Below are 15,668 nucleotides of genomic sequence, written 5' to 3' on the forward strand. Positions count from 1 at the left end.
TCCAAGTCCGCCGTGAAGCGGCTGTGATTTTTCAGCAGGCTCCTTAGAGGCCGGGCGTGAAAAATCTGTCAAAACTGTGCCTTTGGTTTTCTGAATCTGAGCCTGAGTAAAAAAAACCGGCTCCGCCATGGAAGAGAGGCGGAACCGGGAGAGTGGGAGGCAAAGGGTGTTCGAGATGTTGTTTTCCAGATCTTCAGGGCCTTACGCGTATCCCGAGGTCTAGAACTCGGGGGCCTAGAACCCGGGAGTCTAGAGCCGAGAGTCTAGAGCCGGGAGAGACTGAGGCTCGTGGCATCGCCCGCCCAGGCGGCGTTGAGCAGGCGCTGCATCTCGGCGGCGGCTTTGGCGTCGCCCACCGCTTTATAGGTTTCGCGCAGACCGTAGAGCGCCCAGCCGTTGTTCGGTGTTTCATAGAGGGCGGCCTTGAAGGCACGCTCGGCGTCGTCGGGCCTCCCGCTTTGCAGCAGGGCCGCGCCGAGCGACTGATTGACGGGATAGTACCAGTAGGGCGGCTCCATATAGGGCAGGCCGGCCTGGATCTCGACAGCGGCGGAAAAACGGCCGACCGCTTCGTCATATCTGTCTTCTGCCTGGGCAATCCGTCCCAGCAGAACCTGGCGGGCCAGGGCGACGACTTCCGGACCGGGCACGGCGGATTCAATCAATGGCGTGAAGTCGGTCCTGGCGTTGATCTGCTCGATCGCGCCGGCCTCTTCACGGGCCGCCTCAAGTGCGCCCTCCATGACAAAGGCGCTGCCGCGGGCGTAATGCCACATGGCCCTGATGAAGGGCACGGAACCGCCGGGGTCCGGAATGGCCAGGATCTCTGCCGGGTTGCCGAATTGGGCGAGAGCAAGGATCGGTGCGGCCTTGATCGGCTGCACAAGAGGGATTGCCTCGGCCGCCGACATCGGCAGGACGGCGTCCAGCTTGCCTGCCGCCTTCAGCACGGTCTCTCCGGCCCCGGCCATCTGTGCCGATGTCATGACGAAATGCACATTGTGCGGATAGTAGACCAGCGGATAGATCCCGCTGGACTGCAGCTTGGCGATCAGGGCTTCGTCGGCCTCGATCGCCGCCTCATTGACGCGCACGGAGTCTATGTAGCGGCCGACACGGGTGTAGATGTGCGAGGGCATGTGCACGATGTGACCCGCTCCCGGCATGAGGGCGCTCAAGCGGTCGGCGTGCTTCTCGGCGCGCTCGGGCGTGGTGGAAGCCTCAACGATGTGGATGTAGAGGTGGATTGCGGCGGCATGATCCGGATTGCGGGCCAGAACGGTCTCCAGCACGGATACGATCTCATGGGTCCGGCCTTTGGGTGTCTGCGCATCGGCTTCCCAATAATCCCAGGGGGAGAGGTTCATCATCGCTTCGGCAAACATCACCGCGATATTGTCGTCCTCCGGAAAGCGCAGATGGACCGCCCCGATGGCGTTGGCAAAATTCTGATCCAGGATCGCCCGGCCAGGATCTTCCTGGTCGGAAGGATCGGCGTTCGAGGCATCGAAGTAGCGCGCGTCGAGCGCCGCGATCAAAGCCTGTTCCTTATCGCTGGCACCCGCCGCCCGGCGCCGCGCCTCGCGGATGGCTTCAGAGGCCGGCTGCAGGGCTTCGGGCTGCATCGGGACGTTGACATTCGGCCCCAGTGCCCAGGCCTCGCCCCAGAAACACAGCGCACAGCCGGGATCGAGTTTTTGCGCCTGCTTAAAGGAGCGGATGGCGTCGGCGTGGTTGAAGCCGTAGGCCAGCCGAAGGCCCTGGTCGAAGTAGCGCTGGGCTTCAGGGGTCGTTGTTGTGATCGCAATGCTGAGGTCTCCGAGACCCTCCAGCAGCGGCATCCTGGGATCGTCGTCTTGTGCTGCCTGTCTGTTGCGCAGGCCGGCCAGGATGGCACGGGCGGGTTGCGGGGCGGCACTGCTCAGGGATTTCCGGGCCGCTTTGCCGCGGCAGATCGTTCCCGCGATGAGACGCGGGTCGAAGAGATCGCTTTGCGAAACGCCTGCTGCCGACGCGAGCTGGGTTTCCAATGGGTTTTCGGTTTCCGGTGAGGTTTCGGTCTCGGGCGCGGTCTCGGCTTTCGAGTCACCGGAAGAGGGGGTGAAGGTCACAGCGATCGCTAGTGCTGTCGCGGCAAGAGTCAGAGCGGGAACTTTCCAATCAGTCATGATCTTGATCCACCTGTGTTGAGACAAACGGGCGGGCGCCGGGGCGCAGCTGCGGACAGCGCGGTCCTTCGCCCTGCCGATGCAGGCCGTTCGTGGTTTTTTCTGTTCAGGAAAGGCGGGGGGAGATCCGCCGCGGATGCTCCCCCGCTCAATCAATCAGGCCCGTTCAATTGGGCCTGGTTCGTCAGGCAACACTTGCTTCTTCCTGCGCGCTCGTGCCCTGGGCAAGCCGGCGCCGGAATTTCGCATTCAGCGGACTGGTCGGCTTGAGCGCCATGCGCTCGTTTGACAAAGCGCGTGCCAGGCCATGCTGGCCGTCGCGGAAGGCAGATTCGATCAGTGTCAGATCGATGACGTCCCGCTGGGCGTGGCTGCCGCCGAAGCGATTGGCGATGGTGCGGAGCGGACGAATCAGTTCGATCGTGCGGGCATAATCGCCGTGGCTGAACGCCTGCAACGCCATGCAGAGTGGATACCCGACCTCGGCGGTCATGGCGTCGTTACTTCCGCCTTTGCCGATCCGTGCTTTCTGCGCCGTCAACACCCGGTTAGCGTCTTGGGCGTTGCCGCTGCCGACAAAGGCCATCATGGCATGGAAGTCGTTGAAGGCGTAAAATGCGTCCTCGGCGACCGGTGACCAGGCCTTGGCGATTTCATTCCAGCGGTCGCCGAGCTCGACACCCCGCAGATGCAGGCGCCAGAGCATGGCCGAAGCATCGACCATATCCAGGGCGACCTCCGAACGCTCCACACGGATTCTTGTGTCATAGAGATTCAAAACCCGTTCGATCTGACCGAGATCCAGATAGTACATGGCCAGATGCCACCAATTGTGAACGGACATGAAGTTGTCGGTGGACCACTGGACCTGACGGCTTTCCATCCAGTCTATGCCCTGCTGCTGGCGGCCTTCCATCTCGTAGACATGGGCAACGGCATGCTGTGCCCAGGCATCGCGGGTGTTCAAATCGATCGCCTGATGACCATAGTCTTCGGCACGGCGATAGTCGCCCATTTCCTCGAGGCCGAAGGCATACATGCCCAGCAAGGCATGGTAGCCGGTGATGCCGCCCGACCACTGGGGCAACTGGCGGGCAACGCGGTCACGCAAACTGCGGGCATCGCCAACAAAGAAATCGAACAGATGTGCGGTCTGAAGGGCGACGATATCCAGGGGATAGTCGATCAGAACGCTCTCCAGGGCATTGATGCCACGCTGCATGTCGCCCGCGAGGAATTGCTGAATGGCGGCGATGTGCCCGGTTTCACGGTCGTTCGCGGGCAGCGGTGTCACGGCTTTGAAGCTGGCTTCCGCTTCCGGCATGGCGGCACGCTCGGACGCGAGCAGGTGCAGGTAAGCCCTGAAGCAGTGCGCCATGACGAAGTTGGGGCTCTCGGCCAGGGCCGCATCGATGGTCGCCACCGGGTCGTCGATGTAGCACTGCAGCTCGGTCAGGGCCTGCGCGTAAAGCTCCGATGCTTTTTCGTTCGCGCCGGTCAGGCTGTAACCCTGCGGGTCTTTGGCGGACATATATTCTCTCCTGGGGCTTTTTGTTTGTTGCGATGACCCGGTTCTAAGCTGCGGGCGTGACTCCGCTGTAGGATGAGGCGTGAAAAAGCCGTCAAAAAAACTCTAGCGCCCTGAATCTATCGGAAATTGCGGCTTTCCGGATGATTTTTTACGGCTTCGGCACGGCAAGAGGCGGCGTGCCGGTAAAAATCACTTCAACTGTCGGACTTGCCGCTTCTCTTTCGTCTATAAGAGAACCACTCATGGAGGAGGAGCCGGAACATGCTGTATGCACTACTGATTTATCAAGCCGAAGAGGTTACGGAAGCCTACGGCGAAAGCGAACAGGACGCAGTTATGGCAGCCCACGGGCAGATGCAGGAAAAAGCCAAGGCCAAGCAGCAGTTCGTGGCGGCAACCAAGTTGATGCCGACCTCTTCCGCGACGACTTTGCGCGGCGCGCGCGATGGCGTAGGCGTGATCGACGGCCCTTTTGCCGAGACCAAGGAACATTTCGGCGGCTTCTACCTGCTTGACTGCGCAAACCTGGATGAGGCGATGGACTACGCCCGGCAACTTCCCCATGCCGTCACCGGCGCTATCGAGATCCGGCCCGTGGCCTACAACGAGGTCGTGATGCCCGACCCGGAGACAGGCATCGGTGCTGAGCAATTCGAAACTCTCACTTAGTTTCACAGCATGGACTCGGTCGCCGCCATCGTGCGTTCGGACAGCAAGCGGGCGCTTGCCACGCTGATCCGGATTCTCGGTGATATCGAACTTGCTGAAGACAGTTTGCAGGAGGCCGTTGCGCAGGCATTAGAGCATTGGCCCAGAGCCGGACGACCCGACAACCCTCTGGCGTGGCTGATCACCACGGCGCGGAACAAGGCGATCGACCGGCAGCGCCGCCGGGTCCTGGAAAGGCGTTACAGCGAATCCCAACAGGATTTACACGAACTGCCATCTGCCGGGTTGCATGCGGAAGAGGGTATGGAAGAGGCGGTTTTGGGTTTGCATATCCAGGACGATTTGCTGCGTCTTATCTTCACCTGCTGCCATCCGGCACTGGCCCGTCCGGTACAGACGGCCCTGACCTTGAAGACCATTGCTGGCCTTAGCGTTGCGGAAATCGCCAGTGGTTTTCTGGTGCCGGTCAAGACCATGGAACAGCGCCTGATCCGCGCAAAGCGCAAGATCGCCGAAGCGCGCATCCCTTATGAGGTGCCGCGCCCGGCCGATCTGCCGGAACGCCTGGGTGCCGTCCTGAGTGTAGTTTATCTGATCTTCAACGAAGGATATGCCTCATCCGGTGCGGGGGATTTGATCCGCGTCGATCTTTGTAAGGAGGCGATCCGTCTGGCGCGCATGCTTGTCCGCCTCTTCAGAGGTGAACCCGAGGTTTCCGGCCTCCTGGCCTTACTGCTGTTACAGCATTCCCGGCACCGCGCCCGCACGGATGCGCAGGGCCAGTTCGTCACGCTGGATCAGCAGGACCGCGGGCTATGGGACAGCGGTATGATCGCCGAGGGGCGGTCGCTGGTCGAAAAAGCCCTTCATCAGAAAAAACCGGGCCCCTATCAGATCCAGGCGGCGATCGCGGCGCTGCACTGCGCGGCCCGGGATGCGGAGAAAACCGATTGGCCCCAGATCGCCGAGCTCTATGCAGCCCTGGAGCACAGACAGCCGTCACCGGTTGTCACCCTGAACCGAGCGGCGGCAGTCTCCAAGGCGCGCGGGCCGGAGGCCGGCCTCGCGCTGCTTGCGACGATTGAAGATCTGCCCGATATGCAGCGCTATCATTACTTTCATTCGGTTCTTGGCGCTCTGCTGGCGGAATGCGGCCGAGCGTCCGAGGCGATTGCGGCTTTTCAGCAGGCGCTTTTGCTGACCCGCAATCCGAGTGAACGTGCATACCTGCAGTCCAAGGTCACGGCTCTGCTCGGCCAAGACAAGGCGGGATAGCTCTCCGATCCTGAAGTTATTTTACGCGTTCTGTCGGACTTCTGCCTGGGTGTGCGTCTATAATCTGTGGAGCAGATCGAAAGACGGCCGGATTCAGCCTTCATTGCCGGAGGGTCCACGATGAAGCGTCGAGATCGCGTCCGCGAAGTTTATAAGCACGCAGACAGGAGAGTATTTCATGATTGATCCCTTTCAAACCCACGGCGCTTTCAGCTGGTCGGAGTTGCGCACCGACGATGTCGAGAAAGCCAAAGCCTTCTACACCGGCGTGATGGGTTGGACGACGGAAGAAATGTCTATGGCGGACGGCGGAACCTATACGGTCTTGAAAGCCGGAGAGACATCGGTTGGCGGTCTGATGGCCATGCCCGAAGAGGCCAAGGGCGCGCCACCCCACTGGGCCGTATATGTCACGGTTGACGATGTGGACAAGCGCCTGAAGATGACCACGGCCGCAGGCGGCAGTGTCCTTATGCCGCCCATGGACGTCCCGGAAGTGGGACGGATTGCGGCGGTCGCGGATCCCACCGGCGCGGCGATCTGTCTGATCACCTATTCGGGGAAGGAGTGCGATTAACGCGTCCGAAGATGTTGCGGGTCCGGCGCTTGGCTGCCGCCGGACCCGGACACTGCTGACCGTCCCCGGTACCGGAGGGTCTGAGAAACAGCGCCTGGGGAAGGCCGAAAAAGCTATTCGCCCTCGGCCATGTCTTCCAGCGCCTCGAGGCTTTCCAGCCGCACTTCGTTGCCGGGCAGGAGGGTAATCAGGCCGGACGACTTGAGCTGGGTAATGGTCCGGCTCACCGTCTCCGTCGTAAGCCCCAGGAAATCCGCCATATCGGTTCGGGTAATGGGGAGGGCGATGGGATTGGACTGAGAGCCGCTTTTCTTCGCGCGCCTGGATAACATCAGCAAAAAGGAGGCGATTTTCTCTTTTGCCGTCTTGCGGCCCAGAATCAGCATCTGCTCCTGTGCCAGCGCAAGCTCGTCGTTGGCAATGCCCAGCAGGCGCCGCTCAACTTTGGGAAAGTCTCTAAGCAGATGCTCCAGCTTTTGCCGGTTAAAGCGGCAGAGTTGTGTGCTGCAAACGGCTTCCGCGCTGTAAGCGTAGGCATCCCGGGTCGACAATCCCAGGAAATCACCCGGAAAGAGGAAACCGGTGATCTGCCTGCGGCCATCTGAGAGAAGTTTGTAGACCTTCATCGCACCTGAGGTGACGTTGAAGACATGATCCGCCGGGGCACCCTCGTCGAACAGACTCTGGCCGGTGGTCAGGGAAACGTCGGAAGATACCCGGTTAAGATGATCAAGCTCCTCATCGCTCAACGCGTTGCAGAAGCTCAGGTCGCGGACAGGGCAGGCGGCGCAGGAGGACACACTGCTGCCCTGCGGTCGCGGAATCGCGTCACGCAGAAGGTTCACAGCACCGTTTCCATGCTCATTTTGTCCTGCCAAGGATCTATCCACCTCAAATCGGTCGGGTTCGATATCGGTCAGAGTTTCACTCGTTGTGAAGGGGGTTACAACAGAAATGTGGTAGCCCGCGGCAATCTTATATTCGAAAACACGAATTTAACCGCCATGGATCCCTTTGCGTGAATGCCACAGCTGCTTTGATACATATCAAAGACAAGCGGGATGTACCACAGCATCGTTCATCAATTATCGCTGGCTAAACCGATAGGATGGACCGCTGGAGATGGACTTGCAGGCGCGCGAATTGACGACTGACCGAATGGCCCAGGCCTTTCCTCTCATGCAGTTGGTAAACCCGAACCTGTCATTCGATGGCTGGCAACGCTATGTCGCCTATCGAACCCAGAGTGAAGTCACAGAGCCAGGCGGGATTTTGCTGATTGAGGATGCTTCGCAGCATATTGCCGGCCTTTTCGGCTATCTCATTGAACTCAATCTGCAACATGGCAGGGTTTTGGTGGCACGGGATCTGGTCACACTGGCTCTCTTCGAGCATCAGCGGTGCCAGACTCTGCGCACGATCGTGGAAACCATGGATGAACTGGCGGAATCCAACAGCTGTTCCGCGATCCACACCGTCACGGTGATGCCACCCACCTGCGAGGATATCTGTATTCCCTATGCCGAGCTCTTTGCCGCTGCCGGGCACCGGCGGGAACCCTGGGGCTATTGCAAGCTGCTGGGGCCCCACTGCGTTTAGGTAGGAAGGCTCCGCTGAGGGAGCAGACCCGGCTCGGGGAGCCGTCTGGAGCGACGGAGAGGCCGACAATCCCTTTGAGACCGCGTGATTCTCATCATTTCCGGCTTGCCCGCAGACCTGGCCAGGCCCGGCAACGCCGATTCTCGCGGGTGGGGAGGCGAGATGTTCGCGGTTAAGGTGCTGTTCCCGACATAATTCCCTTTGTCGCGACGCGTCTCCTCAGGGTAGCCTAGTCCTTGATCGTATGTCTTCTTACGGGGCAAAAGGCAGCGTCAGGTTCCGATCGGCGCAATCAGCAGCCGGCTGTCCTCGGAAGTCTTGAGACCTTTACAGGCTCTCTCTGGCCTTGCTTGGGCCTACTTCGGGCCATTGTTGCTGCAAAGCGGAACGGACACTTCGGCGGTTATGCTTCCTCGGTCATTCGCCCTGACATTCCGGAACTGGCGTGTCGCCCTGGTTCTCCTGCCGCTGGCGATCGCCTTGCGCATATTCGATCCCTGGCCGGTCGAGCAACTGCGTCTGCAGCTCTTCGATCTCTACCAGGAAATAAGTCCCAGGACCCTTGAGTCCTATCCTGTGGTGGTGATCGACATTGACGAAACCAGTATGAGCGCCCTCGGGCAATGGCCTTGGCCGCGCAGTCTTCTGGCTGAACTGGTCGATTTCGCCGCAGGCGCCGAAGTTCATGCCATCGGTTTCGATATCCTCTTCCCCGACCGGGACCGGCTCTCTCCCGACAATCTGATTCGGCAATATCAGCAGCTGGCGCCGGACCTTCAGGATGCGTTGAGTGTTTTGCCGTCCAACGACGCCGTTCTGGCCAATTCAATCGCGCGCGCGCCGGTCGTGCTCGGCGTCGCGCTTTCACCGGTCGGGTTGCCTGAGGTGGACTCCCTTTCTCAGCGCACGGCGGTCTTCGAGAAGGGAGATAATCCACGCGAATTCATGGTGCGCTACGGGGGCGTCCTTGGAAATATCGCCCTGATTGGGGATCAGAGCCGGGGGCAGGGGATCGTCAGCCTTGCGACGCGCCGTGACAGCGTTGTGCGCCGGCTTCCGGCTGTCGTGCGTGTAAACGAATCACTTTTCCCCGCTTTCTCTGTCGAGCTGTTGCGTGTCGCGGCCGGGGTGGATTCTGTATCTGTCTTTACCGAGCGCGCAGGGATAAAGGGACTGTCTCTCGCCGGACAGTTCATGCCCACCGACGGCAGCGGTCAGTTCTGGCCGCATTTCTCAAGACACGACCCGGCCAGATTCATCTCGGCGCGCGACGTGCTGAACGGCAGTGTCGATCCCGGCCTGCTTGCCGGAAAGTTCGTGCTGATCGGAACGACCGCCGCAGGGCTCGGGGATCTCTCGGCCACGCCCGTCGGGGAGAATATGTCGGGCGTTGAAATCCATGCCCAGATGCTGGAGACGCTCCTGACCGGCGGCCTGCTGCTCCGCCCCAACTTCGCCGTGACCGCTGAGATCGCCGTCACGCTGATCATCAGCATCTTTCTGGTGTCTGCCCATGCCCGGGGCAAAGCGATCTCGACAATTGCCTTTTCTCTCGTTCTGGCCTTTGCCGTCGTCGGATCGTCATGGCTGCTGTTCGCGCTGGAAAGCCTGCTGCTCGACGCGACCTACCCTCTGTTTGTTGCCATGCTGCTCTACGTCTTTCTGATCAGTGGCGGTTTTCTGCGCGAGGAGCGGGAGAGGCGGCGGCGCGAGGAACGCCTGCGCGAACTGCAGGACGAACTGATCAATGTCAGCCGGGTCAGCGCCATGAGCCAGCTTTCCTCGGCTTTGGCGCACGAGCTGAATCAGCCCCTGACGGCGATCATCAATTACATCCAGGCGAGCCGCAGGGTGATCACCAAGGCGTCCGAGGCGGCGCCGCCGGATGGGGCAGGGGCCTCCGGGCCTGAGACCATTGAGCGGGTCGGTTCAATGATGTCAAAAGCGCTGACCCAGGCGGAGCGGGCTGGCGGCATCATCCGGGGGCTGCGGGGTACTTTCGAAAAGCGCGAGGCAACCCGTGCGCCCGAGGAACTGGCGCCTATTATCGAGGAGGCGATCCTGCTGGGACAGATCGGCTCCACGCGCAATCGCGTTGACGTGAAAACTGTACTTTCGGCCAACTTGCCACCGGTTGACGTCAATAGAATTCAAGTGCAACAAGTGATAGTGAACTTGGTCAGAAACGCGGTTGAGGCGGTCAGCGACTCGCAGCTGCGCCGCGTGACGGTTGAAGCCTTTGCCCGATCGGCGGAGAACCTGGAGGTTGTCGTTGCCGATTCCGGGCCGGGCGTTACGCCTGAAGTGAAGGGAAAACTCTTCAAGTCCTTTGTCACGACAAAGGATTCGGGAATGGGGATTGGGTTGTCGATTTGCCACTCGATCGTTGAGATGCATGGCGGCGAAATGTGGTTGGGCGAGAGTGCCGATGGCGGCGCAGCTTTTCACTTTACGCTTCCGGTCGCGGGGTAAGAGCTCTCTGTAGAGTTGTTTATGTCAGAAAAACCAAACGATATGAGCAAGCGTAAACTATATATTGTCGATGATGACGAGGCCGTGCGCGACTCCCTGCAGATTTTGGCGGAGTCCTATGACTATGCGCCCGAGGTCTTCGAATCCGGTACAGCTTTTCTGGGCGTGGCGGAGCAGTTGGGCTCCGGGTGCGTCCTGCTTGATGTCCGCATGCCCGACATTGACGGCCTGGAGATCCAGGCGCGTCTGGCGAAGACGAATCCCGGGCTGGCGGTCATTATCATTACAGGTCACGGCGACGTTCCCATGGCGGTCAAGGCGATGAGGGCCGGCGCTTTCGACTTTATCGAGAAGCCCTTTACCGACGACGCTCTCATGGAGAGCCTTCAGCGCGCGTGGGCGCAGCACAGGGATGCCGCCGAGTCGCGGGAGCAGAACAGCGACAGCGAAATTCTGGAGCGGATCGAGGCGCTGACACCACGCGAACGCGACGTCCTGGATCAGCTCATTATCGGCAGGCCCAATAAAATCATTGCCTACGAGCTGGGGATCAGTCCCCGCACGGTCGAGGTTCACCGGGCCCGGGTCATGGACAAGATGAAGGCGAAAAGCCTCTCCCATCTGGTCCGGATGGCCTTGAGCGCGGGACTGCAGCTCAATGAGGAATAATGACGCCGGAACGGCGGATTCCCGCCAGATTCAGCCAGGATACGTAGATTCCCCTATTTGTCGCTTGTTCAAACCTGCTTAAGGTTCGCGCCATGAATAGTTGTGGATATGAGCGGAACTCTGCAGTGGTCGTTGTGGTTGACGACGACGACGCGGTCCGGGATTCCCTCAGAATACTGCTCGAAACTGATGATATAAGCGTCCTGACCTATGCATCGGGCGAAGAATTCCTGGCGAGTCACCCTCATGCCAGGTGCGATTGCGTCATGCTTGACATTCATCTGCCCGGGGTCAGCGGGATCTCTGTTCTGCGGCAATTGACCGCCGCGGGCTTTGACGATCCGGTTATTCTCATGACCGGCCGGCCGAGCGAAGCTGTCCGGGTCGAGGCGGAGCGCGCAGGCGCTCTCGCACTTCTTTTGAAGCCTCTCGACGGCGACAAGATCTTCGATATTCTGGACCGGGGCATCGCAGCCCGCCGCGCAGAGCAGAAACCAGAGCCTGATCGTTTTCACTAGCAGAGTGAAAACGTGAATCAGTCTCTGCTCTATCAAGAAATCAGAGGGCGATTCACGTTCACGTCGCTTTGCGCCGGGAACGATCGCGCTCTGAGCCTGATCGTTTTCACTAGCAGAGTGAAAACGTGAATCAGTCTCTGCTCTATCAAGAAATCAGAGGGCGATTCACGTTCACGTCGCTTTGCGCCGGGAACGATCGCGCTCTGAGCCTGATCGTTTTCACTAGCAGAGTGAAAACGTGAATCAGTCTCTGCTCCATCCAAGCCAGACTGCGCGCCACCTTCACGACCCTTTCTGTCTGGAGCGCGTCTCACCTGCGCCGGAGCAGGCGAAAAGACAATCCTTCACGAGAATCCTTTTAGTAATTTCCAGCTGAACTTTGGCGCGCTAGAGTTGATATTGGCGTGAGTCAATCTAAGTATATTTCCCTACTATTGGAATTTTTTCGACAGGTTAGGCTGAGTGCAGGATGAGGCCAAGTCTTGGCGCGCCGGGGGCGAAAACCGGCGTGGGCCCATCCTGATAAGAGCGGATACTGATGTCCAGGTAAGCGGCGAAAAGAGGAGAGGAGTGAATCGCGAGTATGATCCTTTGGATCATGAAGGATCACATTCGGGACAGGGTTTGCGAGCTGAAGAAGCTGGGGGATTAAGTGCCGGTTCTGAACTAAGCGGTAAACAGAGAACCTACACGGAGGGATATAACAATGAACAAGATCGCAAATGCATTCATCGCAGGTATAGGATCGTTGGCACTGGCCGGCTGCGCCGGCACCGGCCTGGAAAGCGCGAAAGACCAGACGCCGACGGGAAGCGAGTTTTCGAAAAGTCTCTACGATGGCTACCTCGGTCTTTCCGAGGGCGAGTATGCCGAATACGACTTCGCCGATTCCGATGTCTTTGCACAAAAGGCGAGCCTCGCCGGCACCGGCGCCGAGGTGATGCCTGACGAGATTTCCGACCGGGATTTGCCTGAAGACCGTGTTGGCGCTCTGAGCTCGTCGCGGGCGCGCCTGATGTCCGCTATGGCCGCAGGGGCCGCCGCCAAGTCACCGCAAAGCGCTGCCGAGGCGCAGGTCATGTTCGATTGCTGGATGCAGGAGCAGGAGGAAAACCGGCAGCCCGAGGATATCGACGCCTGTCAGGCGGCCTTCTCGTCGGCCATGACCAAGGTCGAGGCCGATCTCGAGGAGCCGAAGGCCGTTGCCGCAGTCGCGCCCGAGCCCAAACCCGTCCCACAGCCGGAGGATAAGAGCTGGGTCATCTACTTCGGCTTCGACAGTGCCGACCTGAGTGCGGAAAATGCCGAGAAAATCAAAGAGATCGTCACTTACGCCAAGGAAAACGACGCGAAAGTGTCACTGACTGGACACACCGACCGGGTCGGCTCGGATGATTATAATAACCTGCTCTCCGTCGAGCGTGCGAGCGCGGTCGCCAAGGCAATGGGTGACCAGGGAATCGCCACCGGCGAAGTTCAAATGATCAGCCTGGGTGAGAAAGACCCGGCTGTTGCAACCGTCGATGAGGTTAAGGAACCTTTGAATCGCCGTGTGGTGGTTAAGGTGTCGAATAACTGAAGTTGACGCTGTAGACTTATGGGGTTGGAGGGGGCGTTACCTGGTGGCGCTCCCCTCCGGCTGCATTTCGGCAAGCCGGACTAACCGGCAACAAAGCTGCGCTTAAAGGTGCGGCACTAGTTTTTGGCAACTACAAAGGACGATTTTGTGAGACTCCTCATTGCGCTTCTTCTTCCCTGGCTGTTGTTTTTCACGATTGGCCGCCCGATTGCGGGTATCATTTGCCTGATCCTGCAGGTGACGCTGATCGGCTGGATTCCGGCTGCAATCTGGGCGGTCTACGCGCTGAGCAGCTATGAGACGGATAAGAAAATCGAGAATGCCGGCCTTTAACCCGGTTTCGGGATGACGTTCCTCCCGCCGGGCACCTTCGCGGCTCTTCTTGCGCGCGGCTCTGCTCAGCAGATGGCACCGGCAGGGGACAGTGTTCCCGTTAACAAAGGATAGAAAAATGAAAAAGGTCCTGATCGGCGTTGCAGTTCTGGTCGTGGTCGTTGTGGCCGCCGCGGTCGCCATTCCTTTCTTTGTTCCCACGGAAGAGATCAAGACACGGATCACCCAGGGTGTTGAGAGTGCGACCGGCCGACAGCTGGTGATCGCGGGCGACCTGAGTGTCTCGGTTCTGCCCAGCCTCGAGGTTGTCGCGGAAGATATCTCCTTCTCGAACGCCGAGGGCGCCGCTGACCCCAATATGGCATCGCTTCAGGCGCTGCGCCTTAAGCTGCAGATCCTGCCGCTGATTTCCGGCAACGTGCAGGTCGACGAGTTCGTCCTGGTGGACCCGGTAATCAATCTTGAGATTGACGAAAACGGCAAACCCAACTGGGAATTCGCTTCTGCGCCCGCTGCTGACGCGGCACCTGCGCCGTCGGGTGAAGCCGAGTCCTCGGGCGGTGCCGGCTCCGCCATCAGTGACATCAGTCTTGGGGACATTCAGCTGGTCAACGGCAATCTGAAGTTTACCGATGCTGCATCGGGGACCGTACAGGAGGTTTCGGACATAAATCTCGCCGTGACCCTGACGGATCTCGACAGTCCCTTCACGGCGGATGGTTCGCTGCAATGGAACGCCAAAACAATCAACATGGCGGTCACCAGCGAGAAGCCGCGTGGCCTGACCACCGGTGAGGAAGCCCCTGTCGGCCTCTCCGTCGAAACCGACGTCATCAAACTCGGCTTCGAGGGTTCGGTTGCCACGGCGGCGAAGCTGCTGGTCGCAGGTGCGCTGGACGTTTCGACGCCCTCGATTCGCGACCTGGCGGCCTGGACAGGCAATCCGATCGAATTCGAAGGCACAGGACTCGGTCCCTTCAGCCTTGCGGGCAAGGTTGATGTGGACGGCGCGACCTACAGCTTCACGGACGCAAAGATCGCGATCGATGAAATTGAAGGCGACGGCAGTGTTTCGATCGCGACCGCGGGCGCCAAGCCTCAGATCGACGCGGCCCTGAACCTGGGTGTACTAGACCTCAATCCCTATCTGCCCCCTGCGAAGGAGGGTGAAGCCGCAGGCGGCGATGCGTCCGGTGGCGATTCCGCCGCGGGGTCCGGCAGTGCCGAGCCCGCCGACTGGAGCGACGATCCGATCGATGCGAGCGGTCTGCGGGCGATGAACGCCAATTTCGCGCTGACGGTCGCCGGCATTCTGGTGCAGGAGATCAAGGTCGGCCAAAGCGCCCTGAACGTCGCGTTGAAGGACGGGCTGCTGGGGGTCGATCTGACCGAGCTGAACCTTTACGACGGTAAAGGTCAGGGCAAGCTGAGCGTTGACGGCCGCAATGCGGCTCCCGCAATCTCGAAGAGCTTTGCCATGTCCGGGATTTCCGCGGAGCCGTTGCTCACCGATGCAGCCGGTTTTGACCGGCTCTCCGGCACCGGGAATATGGAGTTTGCGATTACGGCCACGGGTGCGTCCCAGCGGCAGATGGTCGAAAACCTGAACGGCAAGGGCCAGGTGACCTTTAATGACGGTGCCATCAAGGGCATCAACTTGGCCGCGATGGTCCGGAATGCGGCCAATGCCTTCCTGGACCCGGACGCTAGCGAGACCCAGAAAACCGACTTTGCCGAACTCTCCGGCAGCTTCGACATCAAAAACGGCCTGCTGAGCAATCAGGACCTGAAGCTTTTGAGCCCGCTGTTGCGGGTCGAAGGCAAGGGCACATCGGACCTGCCGTCCCGGACCGTCGACTACCGTGTCGAACCCAAGGCTGTCGCCAGCCTGGAAGGTCAGGGCGGAACGGGCGATGCCAGCGGCCTGGCTGTGCCGGTTCTGGTCTCCGGACCCTGGCACGACCTCTCCTACCAACCCGATCTGGCCGGCGCCGTCGAGGGCCTGGCAAAGGATCCGGGCAAGGCTCTGGAGAGCCTGGGCGGCGATGCAGGTAAAGCCCTCGAGGGCGTCCTGGGCGGTGGTGATGAAGAAGGCGGCGGGGTGAAACTGCCCGAAGGCGCCGGCGATGCCCTGAAGGGGCTGTTCGGGAACTAGGGTCTGTACTCAATTGGTGCTTTTCGTGACATTGGAACTGTGATTCAAGCTTTCTGATGATAGGAGGTTTGGATGGGCAGAAAGTTATTTTATCTAAGCGACGAAGAGTGGTCTCGGATCGAG

13 protein-coding genes are annotated in these 15,668 nt (G+C 59.9%); 10 read left to right on the forward strand and 3 right to left on the reverse strand.

What is annotated here, in order from left to right:
- Positions 1 to 263: 263 nt before the first annotated feature.
- Together FKG95_RS23585 and FKG95_RS23590 are read right to left on the reverse strand one after the other, a co-directional pair.
- On the reverse strand, positions 264 to 2,168 hold the full coding sequence (locus FKG95_RS23585) for a tetratricopeptide repeat protein (RefSeq protein WP_142898877.1): 1,905 nt from the start codon (positions 2,166 to 2,168) through the stop codon (positions 264 to 266).
- Between the two features lie 184 nt (positions 2,169 to 2,352).
- Positions 2,353 to 3,699, reverse strand: coding sequence for a tetratricopeptide repeat protein (locus FKG95_RS23590; RefSeq protein ID WP_142898878.1), 1,347 nt, complete (start codon positions 3,697 to 3,699; stop codon positions 2,353 to 2,355).
- Between the two features lie 261 nt (positions 3,700 to 3,960).
- Here FKG95_RS23590 and FKG95_RS23595 point away from each other — a divergent pair, with 261 nt between their 5' ends.
- The 3 genes from FKG95_RS23595 to FKG95_RS23605 all read left to right on the forward strand — a co-directional run bounded on the left by FKG95_RS23595 (position 3,961) and on the right by FKG95_RS23605 (position 6,220).
- Positions 3,961 to 4,368, forward strand: coding sequence for a YciI family protein (locus FKG95_RS23595; protein ID WP_142898879.1), 408 nt, complete (start codon positions 3,961 to 3,963; stop codon positions 4,366 to 4,368).
- Between the two features lie 9 nt (positions 4,369 to 4,377).
- Positions 4,378 to 5,643, forward strand: a complete 1,266-nt coding sequence (locus tag FKG95_RS23600; RefSeq protein WP_142898880.1) for an RNA polymerase sigma factor — start codon at positions 4,378 to 4,380, stop codon at positions 5,641 to 5,643.
- A gap of 178 nt (positions 5,644 to 5,821) precedes the next feature.
- A complete protein-coding gene (locus FKG95_RS23605; RefSeq protein ID WP_142898881.1) occupies positions 5,822 to 6,220 on the forward strand; it encodes a VOC family protein in 399 nt (132 codons plus the stop codon).
- A 113-nt stretch (positions 6,221 to 6,333) separates the two neighbouring features.
- Here FKG95_RS23605 and FKG95_RS23610 read toward each other — a convergent pair whose 3' ends face one another.
- Complete coding sequence (locus tag FKG95_RS23610) at positions 6,334 to 7,098, reverse strand: Crp/Fnr family transcriptional regulator (RefSeq protein WP_246116879.1); 765 nt, start codon at positions 7,096 to 7,098, stop codon at positions 6,334 to 6,336.
- A 244-nt stretch (positions 7,099 to 7,342) separates the two neighbouring features.
- Here FKG95_RS23610 and FKG95_RS23615 point away from each other — a divergent pair, with 244 nt between their 5' ends.
- The 7 genes from FKG95_RS23615 (at position 7,343) to FKG95_RS23645 (ending at position 15,545) form a co-directional block, all read left to right on the forward strand.
- Entirely contained in the window at positions 7,343 to 7,819 is a 477-nt protein-coding gene (locus FKG95_RS23615; RefSeq protein WP_142898882.1) for a hypothetical protein, read from the forward strand.
- Between the two features lie 405 nt (positions 7,820 to 8,224).
- On the forward strand, positions 8,225 to 10,291 hold the full coding sequence (locus FKG95_RS23620) for a CHASE2 domain-containing protein (protein WP_142898883.1): 2,067 nt from the start codon (positions 8,225 to 8,227) through the stop codon (positions 10,289 to 10,291).
- 42 nt (positions 10,292 to 10,333) lie between these two features.
- Entirely contained in the window at positions 10,334 to 10,960 is a 627-nt protein-coding gene (fixJ, locus tag FKG95_RS23625; protein ID WP_142898916.1) for a response regulator FixJ, read from the forward strand.
- A 92-nt stretch (positions 10,961 to 11,052) separates the two neighbouring features.
- A complete protein-coding gene (locus FKG95_RS23630) occupies positions 11,053 to 11,478 on the forward strand; it encodes a response regulator transcription factor (RefSeq protein WP_142898884.1) in 426 nt (141 codons plus the stop codon).
- 706 nt (positions 11,479 to 12,184) lie between these two features.
- On the forward strand, positions 12,185 to 13,057 hold the full coding sequence (locus FKG95_RS23635) for an OmpA family protein (protein ID WP_142898885.1): 873 nt from the start codon (positions 12,185 to 12,187) through the stop codon (positions 13,055 to 13,057).
- A 147-nt stretch (positions 13,058 to 13,204) separates the two neighbouring features.
- Positions 13,205 to 13,390: a YqaE/Pmp3 family membrane protein gene (locus FKG95_RS23640; protein WP_142898886.1), complete on the forward strand. Its 186-nt coding sequence runs from the start codon at positions 13,205 to 13,207 to the stop codon at positions 13,388 to 13,390.
- Between the two features lie 91 nt (positions 13,391 to 13,481).
- On the forward strand, positions 13,482 to 15,545 hold the full coding sequence (locus FKG95_RS23645; RefSeq protein WP_484068185.1) for an AsmA family protein: 2,064 nt from the start codon (positions 13,482 to 13,484) through the stop codon (positions 15,543 to 15,545).
- The last annotated feature ends 123 nt before the right edge of the window (positions 15,546 to 15,668 follow it).

This window comes from Denitrobaculum tricleocarpae (genome assembly GCF_007004665.1).
In the GTDB taxonomy this organism is placed as follows: domain Bacteria; phylum Pseudomonadota; class Alphaproteobacteria; order Kiloniellales; family Kiloniellaceae; genus Denitrobaculum; species Denitrobaculum tricleocarpae.